Here is a 17274-nt window from a genome sequence, read left to right as displayed (position 1 = left end):
GTGGTATGTTATCCGGTTGTCAGTCCGTTACTGCGCCACGGCTCGCGGTCGAAACCAGTTTGGCATATTTCGCAAGCACACCACGGGTGTAACGTGGCGCAGGCGGCTGCCAGGCGGTGCGACGTCTCACCAATTCGGAATCCTCAATATTGAGTTGCAGCAGGCGGCGATGCGCATCGATGGTAATGGAGTCTCCTTCTTCCACCAGCGCAATCACTCCACCTGCAAATGCTTCTGGTGCAACGTGACCGACGACCATGCCATAGGTGCCGCCGGAAAAACGACCATCGGTTATCAGTCCGACTGAATCACCCAGTCCTTCTCCGATCAACGCTGAGGTCGGTGAAAGCATTTCACGCATACCAGGCCCGCCTTTTGGCCCTTCATAGCGAATGACAACAACATCACCTGCCTGGATTTTGCGCGTCAGAATCGCTTCCATACAGGCTTCTTCAGAATCAAACACACGTGCCGGGCCAGTGATAACCGGATTTTTGACGCCAGAAATCTTGGCTACGGCACCTTCCGGTGACAGATTACCCTTGAGAATTGCCAAATGTCCCTGTGCATAAACCGGGTTTTCCCACTGGCGAATCACATCCTGGTCCCGGCGCGGCTGGGCAGGGATATCCCGCAATACTTCGGCTACTGTTTGGCCGCTGATGGTCAAGCAGTCACCATGCAGCAGGTCGTGTTCAAGCAGTATTTTCATCACTTGCGGAATACCGCCCGCATGATGCAGGTCGGTCGTCACGTAACTTCCGGAAGGTTTCAGGTTACACAGTACGGGTACCCGCGCACGAATTTCTTCGAAATCATCGATACTGAATGTAACTTCGGCAGCATGCGCGATGGCCAACAAATGCAGGACGGCGTTGGTCGATCCTCCTACGGCCATGACGACTGTTACTGCATTTTCCAGGGATTTTCGCGTGATGAGATCCCGTGGGAGAATCTGCTTCTTGATTGCTTCCACCAGTACCTCGGCTGAACGCACCGCACTCAGCCGTTTTTCCTCATCTTCTGCTGCCATCGTGGAAGAGTGTGGCAGACTCATGCCCATTGCCTCAATGGCGGATGACATGGTGTTGGCAGTGAACATTCCACCACAGGAACCCGCACCGGGGCAGGCGTGGCGTTCCACCGCCAGCAACTCGGCCTCATCAATTTTGTGGGCTGAATATTGGCCGACCGCTTCAAACGCGCTGACAATCGTCAGATCCTGGCCACGATAATGTCCGGGTTTGATGGTGCCGCCATAGACAAAAATCGCGGGTACATTCATTCTGGCAAGGGCAATCATCGCGCCAGGCATGTTTTTATCACAGCCACCTACTGCCAGAATGCCATCCATGCTTTCCGCCTGCACACAGGTTTCGATCGAATCGGCGATCACTTCCCGCGAGACCAGTGAATATTTCATGCCTTCGGTACCCATTGAAATACCATCGGATACCGTGATGGTGCCGAACATCTGTGGCATCCCACCTGCCGTTTTGATGGCGTGTTCCGCGCATTGGGCGAGTTCGTTCAATCCCAGATTGCAGGGGGTGATGGTTGAGTAGCTATTGGCGATACCCACGATTGGTTTATCAAAATCTCCGTCACCGAAACCCACTGCACGCAACATAGCGCGATTGGGTGTGCGCTTGGCGCCCTGAGTAATGTTCTGGCTGCGTCGATTATCTGGCATTTTTTATCCTTGAAGTGTAATGGTTACTCAATTTAAGCTAGGCGGGTATTGCCGTATAATGGCCATTTTACCGTAAATCTAACCCTCAACCGCATGCTCATTCACCCACAATTCGACCCAGTTGCGCTGGCTATTGGCCCTCTGAAAATACACTGGTATGGACTGATGTATTTACTGGGATTTCTGTTCTTCGTGATTCTGGGGCGTTATCGCATCAAACAAAAACCAGAAGCCGGCTTTACGCGGGAAATGCTTGATGATGTGCTTTTCTTTGGCGTGCTCGGTGTTGTGTTGGGTGGGCGGCTTGGGCAGGTGCTATTTTATGAACCTGACTACTACTTTCAACATCCACTGGAAATTATGGCTATCTGGCAGGGGGGTATGTCGTTCCATGGCGGTTTCCTTGGTGTGGGGATCGCCATGATTCTACTGGCCAGGAAGTATCATCTTTCATGGCTTAAGGTTACAGATTTCATTACGCCACTCATCCCGCCAGGGCTGGGAATGGGGCGCATCGGTAATTTTATTAATGGCGAATTATGGGGACGTCCAGCCGATATGCCATGGGGAATGGTTTTTCCGTATGTTGACAATCTGCCACGGCATCCTTCGCAGCTATACGAATTTGCGTTAGAAGGTGTGCTGCTTTTCATCATCGTCTGGGTGTATTCTGCAAAATCCCGACCACCGGGTGCTGTTCTCGGTGTGTTCATGATTGGTTATGGTCTGTTTCGCTCATTCGTTGAGCTTTTTCGCGAGCCGGATGATGGTTTTCTCGGTCTGATGACATGGGGTCTCAGTATGGGGCAATGGCTGTCGCTGCCAATGGCAGCAGTTGGTGTGATGCTGCTGTTTTGGTCACATCGCAGATCGGTGAAGAAATAAGAATGACGCACAAATTACGCGCGCACCAAGACAAGTTTCTGATGCCATTGAAACACCTCTTAAAGTTGTGATGAACCGGGAAACCACTGGCGATACCAGATATCAAATTGCACTTTCGTCGGATTGTACCTGTCTCAAGCTGACCGGAAATTTTACGCTGACCGCCTTCGGCAGTTCACTGGCAAAGGTATCTGCCGAGCTGGCGCAATATGCCGAACGGACTGATTTAAGCTGGGATTTACGAGAAATCCAACAACTCGATTATGCGAGCGCCGTCATACTATGGCAGGCGTGGGGCGGAAAACGACCCGAAGGGCTGTATTTGCGTGATGAACAGGCCAGGATGTTCAATCGGTTACAAAATATTCCACCGGTACCGGATAAGAACTACGCCACCATTTTTCTGCCAGTTTCTACATTAGGCAAAAAAATTTTTGAGGTGCTGGATCACGTGCGAGGAATTATCAGCCTCTCTGGTCAGGTAGTGTTGGATTGCCTATATTTGCTGACCCATCCTGCCAGGATTCCTTTCCGAGAAATTTCTGCGACCCTTTATCGTGCCGGTGCACAAGCACTCGGCATTACCGCAATCGTTGGTTTTCTGATTGGAATCGTGTTGAGCTACCTTTCCTCTGAACAACTGCACATGTTTGGTGCGGATATCTATATTGTCGATATCCTGGGGATGAGCATCATTCGCGAATTGGGACCGATGCTCGCTGCAATATTGGTTGCTGGCCGCTCCGGTTCCGCCATGACGGCACAATTGGGAGTGATGCGCGTTACCGAAGAGCTGGATGCGCTGACTGTAATGGGTATTCCGTATAGCCTGCGACTGATTTTACCCAAAATTATCGGCCTTGGCATTGCCATGCCATTGATTGTATTATGGACCAGCGCCATTGCTCTGCTTGGCGGCATCATGGCGGCAGATTTACAGATTGGACTGAGCTATCACTACGCCATTACAAACCTGCCAGGAGCCGTACCGGTTGTCAATTTATGGCTGGCGCTTGCCAAGGGCGTGGTCTGTGGCATGACTATTGCCCTGATTGCCTGCCATTTCGGATTACGCATTAAACCAAACACCGAAAGCCTGGGTGAAGGAACTACCCTGTCAGTAGTCATTTCCATTACTTCCGTCATCATCATCGATGCAATATTTGCAATTATTTTTTCGGATGTCGGGATTCAAATCGCTGGCTAATGGATGCCCCAGAAAATCTGGATTTGAGATTCAATGGTTTTCATTTTTTTACGGCTGATATAGAAATTACAGGGAATTGAACCGGTAACGATACCGCCACCATTTAGAGCTGTTTGGCTGAGCCAGTAATACAAGCCCGCCACCATCGGATAACTTGTAGGCTTTCTCTTTGGGCTTTGCTGCCTTGATTGCTGTATCTGTGAGCTTTATATGAGGGTAAGTTTTCAGAGGTACTTGAACTTACCCTCGATATTACCCGCATTTTAATCTTGTTACCCACATTTCCCGTTGTTGCTCAGTGTCGCCTTAAATCTATTGAAACTGTTTATCTACAAGGGTATATTTGGCAACTGTGGGCGACTACTGGTGCATAGCTGGCGGAGAAGGCGGGATTCGAACCCGCGGTACGGTTAAAGCCGTACACACGCTTTCCAGGCGTGCACCTTAAGCCACTCGGTCACTTCTCCACTGGTTATTGCAATAACATTAGTAGCGCGGCCGCCAAGCATAAACCAGAACTCCCCAGGGGGCAACTATATTGCCCATGTCGCGCATAGTTAACTTCAGACCCGCTGGAAAATTGCTGTAATAATTTACTGTCTGTACAATGCAAACAGTAGCCAGGGGCACTGAAACACATTACCAGCTATGATATATCCGGCTTGGAATAACTATTCTATTAGCGAGGCTCTATTTTGCAAAGAAATACCCCTTTTTTCTGCACCAATTATCAATCTGCGTTATTCGTTCTGGCATGTTTGTTTTTTATGTCATGCTCGTTGTCAGCGAATATGGCAACGCATGAATATTTCCTGGATAACGGCCTCAAACTCATCATCAAAGAAGATCATCGCTCTCCGGTGGTGATTCAACAGATATGGTACAAGATCGGCAGTATGGATGAAGTCAATGGTAAAACTGGTGTGGCGCATGCACTTGAGCACATGATGTTTAAAGGGACAGCTCAAGTTCCTGCAGGTGAGTTCTCTCGCAGAATAGCGGCGGCAGGTGGTGTAGAAAACGCTTTTACTGGAACGGATTACACCGCCTACTTCCAGCAGTTACACAAACAGCACCTGCCAATGGCGATGAAACTGGAATCAGATCGCATGCGAAACCTGATACTCACGGAAGAAGAGTTCTCCAAGGAAATTCAGGTGGTGATGGAAGAACGGCGGTTGCGCACTGATGATCAGGCACGTTCGCTATTATTTGAAAAAATGATGGCGACAGCTTTCCAAACTCACCCCTACCGCCGTCCGATTATTGGCTGGATGAATGATCTGGAACATATGCGTGTCAGTGATCATCAGGAATGGTATGACAAATGGTATGCCCCCAACAATGCTGTGCTGGTAATTGTTGGAGATGTGAAACCGGCAGAAGTACTTGCATTGGCCAAACAGTATTATGGCCAGATCAAGTCCTCCCCTCTGCCAGACCTTGCTGAACGCAACCCACAACACGAGCCAACACAAGTGGGCATCAAGCGCTTGCGGGTCAAAGCACCCGCCGAGCTTCCCTATTTACTCATGGGGTATAAGGTGCCAACCCTGAGAGACCCACAAAATGACTGGGAGCCTTTTGCACTTGAAATTCTGGAAGGGATTCTGGATGGCCATGCTTCGGCCAGACTTAATAAAACACTGGTACGTGAAACCCATATGGCAGTTTCGGCAGGTGCAGGTTATAGCGCGATCGCCCGTGGACCCGGTATGTTTTATTTGGATGCCACACCCAGTCAAGGAAAAACTGTTGAGGAGCTGGAACAGTCCATTCGGCTGGAGATTGATAAGATCATCCAGTCCGGCATTACGGAACAGGAATTGAGCCGCGTGAAAGCGCAGGTTATCGCTAGTCACATTTATCAGCTGGATTCGATATCGGCACAGGCAATGCAGATTGGCCGCTTGGAGAGTGCAGGTTTCTCACAACGGGATGAAGCAGTCATTTTGGAAAAATTAAAAGCAGTTAAAGCTGAACAAGTCAAAGAAGTTGCCAAAAGATATCTAGCAGATGACGTGCTGACTGTCGCCGTACTGGACCCACAACCCCTCGATAAAAAACCATCCACCAATAAATCGATTAACTTGAGACACTGACCTGCAACCGTTATCTGCAAATAGTTCGCAAGTATTACACTTGGGTGGTTCTTTAATTTCCTGCCACACATCAGAAAAATATTCGCTTGCTGTTTAATCCAATGTTTCGGCCGACACGCACCATCATCGATACCACCGCATTACAGCACAATCTTGCAGTGGTTAAGCAAAAAGTCGGCCACGCACGCACGATCGCCGTCATTAAGGCAGATGCTTATGGTCACGGCTTATTGCATTCTGCACGCGCCCTCAGCGCAGCAAATGCCTTTGCTGTACTTGAGCTGGAAGCAGCCATACAACTAAGGGATGCGGGATTTCAGCACCCCATTATTTTACTGGAAGGATTTTTTTCGCCCTGTGAACTTGATGTGATCAGTCAATATCGTCTGAGTACGGTTATCCATCATCATGAGCAACTCTACATGCTCTCAGCTTACCGAGGAAACAGCAAGCTAGACATTTTTCTGAAAATAAATACAGGTATGAACCGCCTCGGTTTCAAGCCAGAGTCAGGGAATTCAGCGTTTTATGCATTAAAACAACAGGAGTTCATTGGAGAAATTACGTTGATGACACATTTTGCCTGCGCAGATAATGCGGCAGAAAATCATCTGGTGACCCAGCAACTCGACAAATTCTCGGCACTCAGAACAGAATGTGGCATGCAGCTGCCCTGCTCTCTTGCAAATTCTGCCGCCATTCTACGTTATCCGCAAACACATGCAGACTGGGTACGTCCAGGCTTGCTGCTCTATGGGGTATCTCCACTACCAGAAAAGACTGGCGTAGAAATGGGATTGCAACCTGCCATGACATTGACAAGCCAGATTATCGCCATTCAGAAGCTTAATCCGGGAGACAGACTGGGGTACGGTGCGCAATTCACTGCCAGTGAAACCATGCGAATTGGTATTGTAGCTACTGGCTATGCCGATGGCTATCCACGTCATGCGCCCACTGGCACACCCGTGCTGGTAAATGGCCAACGCACACGAATCATAGGAAGAATTTCCATGGATATGCTCAGCATCGATTTACAAGGAATAGACCACGCAAACATCGGCAGCACAGTGACTCTTTGGGGAAGAGGGCTGCCAGTTGAACAAGTCGCTGCAGCAGCACAAACAATCGGCTATGAACTACTGGCGGCGATCTCTCCAAGAGTGCCGCGTTGCGTCACGCCTTGAAGAGTAGTGCGGCTGCCCACTATTGAACAAGCGTTTTTATAAAATCCTATTGAACGTTTGCTGCTTTGCGTAAAGCTTCCACCGTTGCGGCAAAGTTTCGCTGCAATATTCTTTGTTCCATATTTTGCCTGACTTCTTCAAAGGATGGTGGCGTAGCTTTTCTGACATCATCCAGTTGAATCACGTGCCAGCCAAAAGATGTTTGAACCGGTTGCTGTGTCATTTGCCCTTTTTTAAGATTCTGCAATGCATCAGCAAATGGTTTTACATAAACGGCCGATGAGGTCCATCCTAGTTCCCCACCCTTTTCTTTGCTACCGCTATCTATAGAGTGATCTTTGGCAAGCTTTGCAAAAGGTACTTTTTTCTTAATTTGAGCAATAATATCTTTTGCTTCTTTTTCTGTTTCCACAAGAATATGGCGCGCGTTATATTCCTGATCGCCCATTTGAGCTTTGACAGCATCATATTCCTTACGAAGCTCTGCCTCGCCGATCTGATTGCTGCGAATATAATCGGCCTGGTAGGCTCGAATCAATACCGCCTGACGGGCCAGATCAATCTGAGTTTTAACATCAGAATCACGATCCAACCCTTTTTTAATTGCCTCCTGAGCCAGTATCTCCTCGGCAATCAGATTTTCCCGCAATGCATTTCTCATTTCATCTGAATCTGGCTGCCCTTGTGCTACTGCTGCCTTAATCATTAAATCAAGGCGTGCTTGCGGAATGGCAACACCATTCACCTTGGCGACTTCACCACCACTTTGAGCATTCACCACAGTAGTCATGGTCATAATAAGCACGAACATACAAGATACTAATTTAGTTAAGCGCATAAAATTCCTTCTCTTTCCAGAAAATAAAGTTAAATAAACACACAACGATCCATACAAAATTCAGCTAACGATAATCAGACTTGGGCAGTCAAACGCGATCCCAGTCATTTTTCTACTCAAATTCACCCACGGGACAGCCCTGTTTACAAATTCAGGATACTACAAGCAATTGAATGATTGATCAAAAGATAATTCGCAAATTGTCATATTGAATGTCGCACTGCGAGCGTTCACGCTGCCAGATCGCTATCAGGCAATCCGTCAATCTGGCAAAACCTTTTTAAAGGGCTTTACGCTGACTTTTGCATAAACACCAGCCAACACATAGGGATCCAGATTTGCCCAATCCCGCGCAGCACCTAATGATGCAAACTCAGCTACAATGGCACTGCCAGAAAAACCAGCATCTGCCGGATTCTCCGCATCGATCGCTGGACATGGCCCTGCCAGAATTAGTCTACCTTCTTCCTGCAGATGCCGTAGTCGTGCCAGATGCGCAGGTCGATTGGCCATCCGTAATGGCAAACTATCCGCCACATCTTCGGCGTAAATCAAATAAAGCATATAGCTTCGCGCTCCATTAAAACTACAGTTCTGTCGTTAAGCAGCAACGATATCATTAAGATATAACCGGTGGCAGCTGGGCTGTCAGCGCTCCTCGCTCTGCAGTTGCCGTTCCCAGTAAAGCAAATCCCAACAAGTTTCCTGTTTCAGATCGATATAAGGCTTTCACTTTGTCCATGTCCACTTCGATCTCCCATTTTCCACTGACCGCCGGATCGGGAGGTGATACTACGGTTGGGCAGGCAGGCGTTTTCACCAGCACTGGCATTGCCGGATAATGCAGCAAGGTAGGTGTGCCTGCAAGCGTAGCTGACAAGGCGCGTCCCGCATGGGTAATAGGCATAATGAAAGGCAACACTTTTCCTTCCACTTCCGCACAATCACCCAATGCATAAATTTCCGTAAAATTGGTTTGTAAATAACGATTTACTTTGATGCCACGATTAACATGGATACCTGCAGCCTCCGCCAGCGCGATGCGAGATTTCAGACCTATGGCGGACAAAATCAGTTCCGCTTCAATGAATTCATTTTCCCCGAAGAAAAGTCGATATTGCCCAGCATGTTTATCGATTCGGCTAACGCTACAATTAAATTTAAAATCAATTTTGACTGCAGCCAATTTGTCATGCATAAACTGGCCAGCTTGCGGAGGGAGCAATCGTCCCAACGGCTGAGGGCTAAGATCAAGTACAGTTACCTGATGGCCCTTCCCAGCGAGATCATTAGCAAATTCGCAACCAATTAAACCCGCACCAAGTATGGCGATACGTTTTTTCCCTTCCAAGGCCTCACGAAACCGGCGGTAGTCATCCAGATCATTGACTGACAACACTGCTTCCGCTCCATCTCCAGCAAGCGGCAATCGAATGGGATCCGCACCCAAGGCCAAAACCAGACGCTCAAAAGGCAGCTTTTCACCGTTTTCGAGCATAATGCTGCTGCCCACAGGGTCGATAGACGCCACCCTGGTATGGGGGTGAATATTCATATTCAATTGTGAAGCCATCTGAGCGGCATCTGCACTCAGGATCGAATCGGGCGTTTTACCGGTTGTTAACGCATTGGATAACATTGGTTTTGAATAAAAACCACCATGATCGGCTGAGAGCATCGTAATCTGGATTGTGTCACTCAGCTTTCTGAGTTCACGCGCAACTGCATAACCTGCCAATCCGCTACCGACAATCAGAACTGAACGCAAGATGATCTCCTTATCCATAAAAATGGGTAATTGTACCTCACCAATTTATAGTCTGTCGGTGCGGGCAAGCTATATTAACGCTTGAAAAAGTAAAATGTGTCATTATATAACTCGCTGCAGTGAACGATTAGCGTTTACCCAATTCAAAAACTTTTATTAAGCCAATAGAGGGAATAAAGATGAAACGAATTTTTCTGTTTATTGTAACCAACCTTGCCATATTGGTTGTGTTGAGCATCACGCTGCGTCTTCTGGGTGTTGATCGAGTACTGGATGAAGATGGCAGCGGGTTGAATTTTAACGCGCTGCTTGTTTTTTCAGCAGTCATTGGATTCGGGGGTTCATTTATTTCGCTCGCCATGTCGAAGTGGAGCGCAAAACACATGACTGGCGCAGTAGTAATCGATATTCCCTCCAATGCGACGGAAGGATGGCTGGTAGACACCGTCAAACGTCAGGCCCGAATAGCGGGAATCGGTATGCCAGAAGTGGCCATTTACGACTCTCCTGACATCAATGCTTTTGCAACAGGCATGAATAAAAATAACGCTCTGGTCGCGGTGAGTACTGGTTTACTACAAAAAATGACACAAGATGAAGCCGAAGCAGTACTCGCTCATGAAGTCAGCCATGTCGCGAACGGCGATATGGTAACCCTGGCGTTAATTCAAGGCGTGGTTAATACCTTTGTTATCTTCCTGTCTCGTATCGTGGGGCACTTGATCGATCGTGTGGTCTTCAAAACAGAAGAAGGCCACGGCCCGGCCTATTTTATTACCAGTATTATTGCCCAATTGGTATTGGGAGTACTGGCCAGCATCATTGTTATGTGGTTCAGCCGTCAGCGTGAATTTCGTGCGGATGCGGGCAGTGCCGAATTATCAGGACGCGACAAAATGGTCGCCGCGCTGCAAAGACTGCAAAAGGAATATGAGCCTTCCCATTTACCAGAAAAAATAGCAGCATTTGGTATTTCAGGACAAAAAAGCAAATTTGGCCAGTTGTTTATGTCCCATCCGCCACTTGAAGAACGTATTGAAGCACTTCGTGCGGCTCGCTGAGAGCAGGAACCATGTAATGCTGTGCACTGATCAGCGCATACTGATCAGTGCATTTCTCAAAAGTCTATCGCTTTAAAACCATTTCCCTAGAACAAATCGCCATTAAGATCTTCAAATTCTTCAATATCTTTCTCCCTGGGAACATCCCCATCTTTAACCAGACTCTTACGACGTTGCAAATAAGCATCGCGTACAAATTCATATTTATCCAGCGCGGCCTCCTCCAGCGTTTTATCGAGATCCAGATTTTGTGCACGAATATCGATGACTTGTCCGGCTGTTACCGGCAATCGTACCGTTAAGAAATTAAATTTGTTGTACAGAGAGGATCTCAGCGGATCAAAAATTACACTATCGACACCCATGCCGACCGCATCCCTCATCGTGCTTGGACCAAGCATGGGTAGAACAATATAAGGACCCGTACCCACACCGTAATACCCAAGAGTTTGACCAAAATCCTCGTTGCGCTTACTGATATCGATGTCACTAACCTGACTGATGTGACTGGCCAGGTCAACCGCACCCAATAATCCAAAAGTTGTATTGATCAGCACTCTGCTCGAACTCGCCGCTGCATCGGCAAATTTAAGCTGCAACAATGAGTTGGCCGTGATGGCTACATCTCCAATATTTGAAAAAAAATTACCGACTATCATTTCGATAGGATCCGGAACAACGGCACGGTAGCCCCGCGCAGCAGGTTCCAGAACAAACTCATCGAGCTTTTCATTAAACGAAAATATGGTGCGATTCATCGACTCCAAAGGATCTTGCTGATTATTTATGGAAGCGCAGCCAGAGATGAAGCAGATCGGTATCGTCAGTAACAGTATTTTCTGTGGATAAGAAATCATCATTTTTATTGATTATTAAGTCGTAACAGTATTATGCCGTGACAGTACCAGCATCACAATAAAAGATGCAAATACTACAAATTCTGCTTGAATACGCGCTCAGCAGCGGTCAAGGTTTTTTCAATTTCTGCATCACCATGAGTGATCGAAACAAATCCCGCTTCAAAACTTGATGGTGCAAAATATACCCCCTCAATTAACATCGCATGGAAGAAACGATTAAACGCTTCTCGATCGCAAGCTATCACCTCAGCAAAGGTTTGGGGTGGGTTTTCGCTAAAATAGATACCGAACATACCCCCTTCAGACTGAGCACTGAATCTCACGCCATACTTTCTGGCAGCGGCAACTAAACCATCTGTCAATTGCCTTGTTCTGATCGATAGTTTTTCAAAAAAACCTTCCACTTGAATCTGACGCAATGTTTCCAGACCAGCAGCCACAGCAACCGGATTACCAGAAAGTGTGCCTGCCTGATAAACCGGACCCAGTGGCGCCAGACATTGCATCACATCACGTCTTCCACCAAAAGCAGCCATCGGCATTCCCCCACCGACAACCTTTCCTAAAATTGTCAAATCGGGCTGAATGCCATAAATGCCTTGTGCGCATTGCAAGCCAACACGGAACCCGGTCATTACCTCATCAAGAATCAGCAGACTGCCGTGCTGTACACACAATTTCTGTAACGTCGTCAAAAATTCCGGATCAGCTTTGATCAGATTCATATTGCCAGCAATCGGCTCAACAATCACTGCAGCAATCGCACTGCCCAACTCACTGAAAGTTTTCTCCAGCCCCGCAACATCGTTGTAATCCAGCACCAGGGTATGACTGACCGTCTCTGCAGGAACACCAGCCGAACTAGGATTTCCAAAAGTCAGCGCACCCGACCCCGCCTTGACCAGCAACGCATCGTCATGCCCGTGATAACAACCTTCAAATTTGATGATACGACTTCTGCCCGTGAAGCCACGCGCCAGCCGGATGGCGCTCATAGTTGCTTCTGTTCCTGAACTCACCAGCCTGATTTGCTCAATAGATGGCAGCAAGGTACACAATAATTCAGCAATTTCCAGTTCGGCTGCAGTAGGCGCACCAAAAGACATGCCATTCTGCACCGTTTCCTGTACCACCTTAACCACTGCGGGATGCGCATGCCCCAAAATCAGCGGTCCCCAGGAACCCACATAATCAATGTAGGACTTCCCTTCTACATCCCAAAAATAAGCGCCCTGACCACGCTGAAAAAAAACGGGTGTCCCTCCGACCGACTTGAAAGCTCTTACCGGAGAATTCACCCCACCCGGAATAAATTGCTGGGATCGTTCAAATAATTGCTGATTAGTTATTGTCATTTAAAAATATGCGTCTAAAGTTTATTGAACAAACGGGAAAATTCCTGGGTGGTTGCGCAGATATCGTCGCCAGTAAACAAACCCTGACAAACTGCAATGGCAAAGCAACCCGACTGGAGCAAAGCAGGGGCGTTATACAGATTGATACCACCAATCGCCACTGCCGGTATGCGCAAATCATCCTTCGCTCTCTGCAGAAGCTCCACCCCGGCCTGAGCAGCATTTATTTTAGTTGCAGACTGAAAAAAAGCACCAAATGCAACGTAGCTCGCACCTTGTGCCTCTGCTGTTACTGCCCTATCGAATTGATTGTAGCAAGAAACCCCGATAATTTTATCGTCAGCCAGATATTTTCTTGCCACCGGTACCGTAATATCATTCTCTCCCACATGCAAACCTTCTGCATCAATTTCCAGGGCAAGATCAACATCATCGTTAATGATCAGCGGAACATCATATTGCCGACATAACCAGTGAATTTCCCTCGCCTGCGAAAACCGAAGGGACTGATCTGCAGCTTTATTTCGATACTGCACGCAAGCCACTCCATTCGCCAATACCTGCTCAATCATCTCACACAAACGAACGGTACAATTCGTATCGGGTGTTATCGCATACAAACCTGCCGGAAAGGACTGAAGCATCATCCCTTCTCACCCTTTATTTTTATCATGTGGCTGCTCATGCTTGTTCAGACTTTCATCATCCATCCAAAAAAAACGATCCGGTATATGCTGCCCCATCCCCAGGCGAAACCCTGCTTTGAGCGTTTGCCAAGTATATTCCTGGGCCTCAAAAACACTATCGTTGATGGAAACTCCCTGCGCCAGCAATGCGGCAATAGCAGAAGATAAAGTACAGCCAGAACCATGATACGATCCAGACAAACGCTCCCACACATCCGAGCGTAAAACACCACCATGACCATAAAGTGTATTCACTACCTTGGGCGTATTCTCGTGGCTACCCTTGATCAATACGTACCCACACCCCCATTCCAATAGTTTATTTGCACACTCACCTAAACCATCCACTTCCTCATCATCTTCATATTCAAGCGCAATACGCCTGGCTTCGACACTATTCGGAGTAATAATAGTCGTCTGTGGAAATAACATTTCACGCATTGCCGTAATAACCTGGTCATTTGCAAATGAATCTCCCCGCCCTGAGCTAAGGACTGGATCCAGCACTAAAGGAATATCGGGATAATCCGAGACAATTTCAGTAATGGCCGCAATAATTTCAACACTACCAACCATTCCAACCTTGAAAGCCTGAACCGGCATATCCTGAAGCAGCGCGCGCGCCTGATCGATGATCCACTCCGCATCCAATACGAAAAAATCTTCCACCCCAACCGTATCCTGCACAGTCACGGCAGTCAGAACCGAAACGGGATAACACCCCAAACCGGTAATCGTCATAATGTCAGCCTGAACACCTGCCCCGCCACTAGGATCACTTGCAGCAAAGGTCAAAACAACGGGAGGTGGGGTAGTAGGTGGTTGTAGCATGTAATATTGTCGTAAAATGTCGCCTCATTCTAACTTAACAGGACACGCTAATCCATCATGACCATTGAGAATAAAAACACCTACAATCGCTACATGTGCATGATCTGCGGCTTTATCTATGATGAAGCCGAAGGCTGGCCACAGGACGGTATCCCCGCAGGCACACGCTGGGAAGATGTCCCCATCAACTGGACCTGTCCAGAATGCGGCGCCCGTAAAGAAGATTTTGAAATGGTCAAGATATGAAATAAGCGCATATCGATATACCACTCACGGCGTTCATCTCTACCAGGGGAAACAAAAAATGCGGATATTGCATACCATGCTGCGTGTCGGCAATCTCGATCAATCCATTCATTTCTACACCCAAGTGCTCGGCATGCGAGAGCTACGTCGCAAGGATTACCCGGAAGGTAAATTCACCCTTGCTTTTGTCGGCTATCAGAATGAATCAGAAGGCGCGGTACTGGAACTCACCCACAACTGGGACACCGATCACTACGATCTCGGAACCGGCTTTGGCCATATCGCCATCGAAGTTGATGATGCCTATAGCACCTGCACAAAAGTCAAACAACTCGGTGGCCAGGTTACCCGCGAAGCCGGCCCGATGAAACACGGCGCCACCATCATTGCCTTTGCAACCGATCCTGATGGCTACAAAATAGAATTTATCCAGAAAAAGATCACCTAAAAACCCGGCAACTCAATCATTTTTATGGCGTTGCAAAAATAATCACGACAAAAAGGAAAATTCCTGCCAGATAAGTGCTACGAACCACGCATCTCATACGCCAATGAAATTCGGACGTAACGATCCCTGCCCTTGCGGCAGCGGAAAGAAATACAAACAGTGTTGCCTGCAAGCCCGGGAAGCGCAGCAAGCCGAAGATTTTTTATGGCATCGAATACGCCAGGTAATTGAGGGACTGCCTGAAAGACTGCTGAAATTTTCGCAAAACCATTGGGGCGAGGGTGCCTTGCTGGAAGCATGGGGAGATTTCACGTTATGGCGTGAAGAGGATTTTTCTCCAGACACGCCGCACATGCAGTTATTCATGCCCTGGTTCTTTTTTAACTGGCACCCGGATTATTCAATCCACGATACAGGCGTTCCGCGTAAAAAAACAACCGGAGAAGCATTTCTCGGCAAGCATGGTCCGCAACTCGATCCGCTCCTGAAACGCTACATCGAACAATGCTGCACAGCGCCATTCAGTTATTTCGACATTGTTTCGGTGCGCCCCGGTGATGGGTTCATGCTGCGCGACATTCTGACCGGCGAAGAATGTTATGCCACCGAGCATTCCGGGTCAGCCCAGGCGCAAGCTGGACAAATCATATTTGGCAAACTTGTCAAAGTGGATCATGTCGCCATACTGGAAGCCAATGGCGCTTTCTTTCTTCCACCCGCAGAGAAACTTGCCATTCTGGAGCTGCGGAAAGAATTATGCGCATTGGAGAATCCGCCGTCGCACGCATTGCTCGGAAAATATGAACATGCAATGCTCGCGATTTATCATGAAATCTATGACCGGTTATTCAACCCCCCCATGCCGTCATTGCGCAATACCGATGGCGATGCGGTAGAATTTCAAAAACTTATTTACGACATACCCTCCCCGCAAGCCGCTTTCAGCGCGCTCAAACAGCTTTGTATCAACAGCACCGAAGACGAACTTCTGGAAGACGCCGAGTTTAACGCCGCAGGCGAGCTACGCCGTATCGAATTTCCGTGGCTGAAGAAGGGCAATGCGAAACACAAATCCTGGGATAACACCATCCTCGGCCAAATCCGGATCAACGACCGCCAGCTCACCGTCGAAGTCAATTCCGACAAACGAGCGCAACAACTCCAGAAACAAATCAAAAAATTACTACCTGAAGCCCGCTACAAAACCAGTGTCATCGAGTCGCCGCAGGCTATGCTGGCACACATGCAGGACGAAGGCGAAAGCGAAAGCGCCCAAACCAGGCAACGGCGGCAAGAACAGGAAGAACTGAACAATCGCCCGGAAGTACGGGAAGCAATTATGGAATTCATGCGCGAACATTACAGCCAGTGGCCGCATGCAAAACTGCCCGCCCTGAACGGTAAAACACCGCTACAAGCCATCAAAACCAAAGATGGTCGGGAAAAAGTCGAAGCGCTGCTACGCGATTTTGAGTTAAGAAATGTAGACTCCAATTTGCCGACCGACCCATCCATTCTCGACGAACTGCGCGAGCGACTGGGTTTAAGCAAGCCTGAAAAATAAATTCACAGACTCAGTTTTTGAGCCTGTGACTTCGGAATAACGCAAGCCTGTAAATTATTCCGAATGGGAAGCAGCATGTCTCGACGCGCATAGCCCTAAATCAATCACGGCACTGATCAACGGGCTTTTCCTGCCTGCAACAGCGCACGCCAAGCCTTACCGGGCAAAATAGAAAACCTTGCAAACTTCATCCGTGGCCAGATTCCGGCATTACCAGAGCGAATTGCTTTGGCCGTAACTGCTGGATCTCGGAGAAGAAATATCGGCTTTGATTGCACGGTTGAAAAAAAGGCAATAATCCTTGGGATCGAATTACCACGAACCCATAGATTTTGTCTGGGACAACTGACTATTTCTGGAACTCGAATTTCGGTCGAGCTGATTCTTGATCACCTTGCCGCCAACTAGATGAAGCATAACGGAGATCATAGAGAGTTATCCGCGTATCACACAGGAAGATATTTGGGCTGCGTTGGCATTTGCAGTGAATGTTATGCAGATAAAGCCGTTTATTACAGTTTACTGATATTGAGAAAACATATT

The 17274-nt window shown here is 48.0% G+C and carries 18 protein-coding genes, 1 tRNA gene and 1 pseudogene; 10 read left to right on the top strand and 10 right to left on the bottom strand.

All coding sequences use genetic code 11. The features are described from left to right. Nucleotides 1-19 precede the first annotated feature (19 nt). The gene (ilvD, locus tag IPG31_07590) at nt 20-1693 is read right to left on the bottom strand and encodes a dihydroxy-acid dehydratase (protein MBK6618219.1); all 1674 of its coding nucleotides are present in this window, start codon (nt 1691-1693) and stop codon (nt 20-22) included. A 93-nt stretch (nt 1694-1786) separates the two neighbouring features. Between ilvD and IPG31_07585 the strand changes: the two genes are divergently transcribed. Together IPG31_07585 and IPG31_07580 are read left to right on the top strand one after the other, a co-directional pair. After that, on the top strand, nt 1787-2578 hold the full coding sequence (locus IPG31_07585; protein ID MBK6618218.1) for a prolipoprotein diacylglyceryl transferase: 792 nt from the start codon (nt 1787-1789) through the stop codon (nt 2576-2578). A 70-nt stretch (nt 2579-2648) separates the two neighbouring features. Continuing rightward, nucleotides 2649-3785, top strand: a complete 1137-nt coding sequence (locus IPG31_07580; GenBank protein ID MBK6618217.1) for an ABC transporter permease — start codon at nt 2649-2651, stop codon at nt 3783-3785. Nucleotides 3786-3851: 66 nt separating this feature from the next. Here IPG31_07580 and IPG31_07575 read toward each other — a convergent pair whose 3' ends face one another. Together IPG31_07575 and IPG31_07570 are read right to left on the bottom strand one after the other, a co-directional pair. Then, on the bottom strand, nt 3852-3995 hold the full coding sequence (locus IPG31_07575) for a DUF4102 domain-containing protein (GenBank protein ID MBK6618216.1): 144 nt from the start codon (nt 3993-3995) through the stop codon (nt 3852-3854). Between the two features lie 165 nt (nt 3996-4160). Then, nucleotides 4161-4252 (bottom strand) — tRNA-Ser (locus IPG31_07570). 300 nt (nt 4253-4552) lie between these two features. On the opposite strand from IPG31_07570, the gene IPG31_07565 reads away from it, so the two are divergent. Continuing rightward, entirely contained in the window at nt 4553-5887 is a 1335-nt protein-coding gene (locus tag IPG31_07565; GenBank protein ID MBK6618215.1) for an insulinase family protein, read from the top strand. Between the two features lie 101 nt (nt 5888-5988). Next, entirely contained in the window at nt 5989-7074 is a 1086-nt protein-coding gene (alr, locus tag IPG31_07560; protein ID MBK6618214.1) for an alanine racemase, read from the top strand. A 46-nt stretch (nt 7075-7120) separates the two neighbouring features. Here alr and IPG31_07555 read toward each other — a convergent pair whose 3' ends face one another. The 3 genes from IPG31_07555 to IPG31_07545 all read right to left on the bottom strand — a co-directional run bounded on the left by IPG31_07555 (nt 7121) and on the right by IPG31_07545 (nt 9698). Beyond that, a complete protein-coding gene (locus tag IPG31_07555; protein ID MBK6618213.1) occupies nt 7121-7912 on the bottom strand; it encodes a peptidylprolyl isomerase in 792 nt (263 codons plus the stop codon). A gap of 261 nt (nt 7913-8173) precedes the next feature. Beyond that, nucleotides 8174-8476 (bottom strand): YciI family protein, encoded by a 303-nt coding sequence (locus IPG31_07550; protein ID MBK6618212.1) that lies wholly within the window; start codon nt 8474-8476, stop codon nt 8174-8176. Nucleotides 8477-8531: 55 nt separating this feature from the next. After that, a complete protein-coding gene (locus IPG31_07545) occupies nt 8532-9698 on the bottom strand; it encodes an FAD-dependent oxidoreductase (GenBank protein MBK6618211.1) in 1167 nt (388 codons plus the stop codon). A gap of 161 nt (nt 9699-9859) precedes the next feature. On the opposite strand from IPG31_07545, the gene htpX reads away from it, so the two are divergent. Continuing rightward, complete coding sequence (gene htpX, locus IPG31_07540; protein MBK6618210.1) at nt 9860-10741, top strand: protease HtpX; 882 nt, start codon at nt 9860-9862, stop codon at nt 10739-10741. Nucleotides 10742-10827: 86 nt separating this feature from the next. Here htpX and IPG31_07535 read toward each other — a convergent pair whose 3' ends face one another. The 4 genes from IPG31_07535 to IPG31_07520 form a co-directional block, all read right to left on the bottom strand. Continuing rightward, on the bottom strand, nt 10828-11598 hold the full coding sequence (locus IPG31_07535) for a VacJ family lipoprotein (GenBank protein MBK6618209.1): 771 nt from the start codon (nt 11596-11598) through the stop codon (nt 10828-10830). A 74-nt stretch (nt 11599-11672) separates the two neighbouring features. Then, complete coding sequence (gene hemL, locus IPG31_07530; protein ID MBK6618208.1) at nt 11673-12956, bottom strand: glutamate-1-semialdehyde 2,1-aminomutase; 1284 nt, start codon at nt 12954-12956, stop codon at nt 11673-11675. A 14-nt stretch (nt 12957-12970) separates the two neighbouring features. Further along, nucleotides 12971-13600, bottom strand: a complete 630-nt coding sequence (locus tag IPG31_07525; GenBank protein ID MBK6618207.1) for a thiamine phosphate synthase — start codon at nt 13598-13600, stop codon at nt 12971-12973. 9 nt (nt 13601-13609) lie between these two features. After that, on the bottom strand, nt 13610-14473 hold the full coding sequence (locus tag IPG31_07520; protein ID MBK6618206.1) for a hydroxymethylpyrimidine/phosphomethylpyrimidine kinase: 864 nt from the start codon (nt 14471-14473) through the stop codon (nt 13610-13612). Nucleotides 14474-14530: 57 nt separating this feature from the next. Between IPG31_07520 and IPG31_07515 the strand changes: the two genes are divergently transcribed. The 5 genes and pseudogenes from IPG31_07515 (at nt 14531) to IPG31_07495 (ending at nt 17257) form a co-directional block, all read left to right on the top strand. Beyond that, nucleotides 14531-14719, top strand: a complete 189-nt coding sequence (locus tag IPG31_07515; protein MBK6618205.1) for a rubredoxin — start codon at nt 14531-14533, stop codon at nt 14717-14719. Between the two features lie 58 nt (nt 14720-14777). Then, nucleotides 14778-15167 carry a lactoylglutathione lyase gene (gene gloA / locus IPG31_07510; GenBank protein ID MBK6618204.1) on the top strand — a complete coding sequence of 130 codons (390 nt, stop codon included), beginning with the start codon at nt 14778-14780 and terminating at the stop codon, nt 15165-15167. A 103-nt stretch (nt 15168-15270) separates the two neighbouring features. Continuing rightward, nucleotides 15271-15330 (top strand): annotated as a pseudogene (locus IPG31_07505) (SEC-C domain-containing protein). Nucleotides 15331-16959: 1629 nt separating this feature from the next. Then, nucleotides 16960-17139 (top strand): DUF433 domain-containing protein, encoded by a 180-nt coding sequence (locus IPG31_07500; GenBank protein MBK6618203.1) that lies wholly within the window; start codon nt 16960-16962, stop codon nt 17137-17139. 7 nt (nt 17140-17146) lie between these two features. Further along, the gene (locus IPG31_07495; protein ID MBK6618202.1) at nt 17147-17257 is read left to right on the top strand and encodes a DUF433 domain-containing protein; all 111 of its coding nucleotides are present in this window, start codon (nt 17147-17149) and stop codon (nt 17255-17257) included. Nucleotides 17258-17274: the final 17 nt, after the last annotated feature.

Source organism: Nitrosomonas sp., from assembly GCA_016703745.1.
Lineage (GTDB): Bacteria > Pseudomonadota > Gammaproteobacteria > Burkholderiales > Nitrosomonadaceae > Nitrosomonas.
This window is presented reverse-complemented; position numbering and strand designations above follow the sequence as displayed.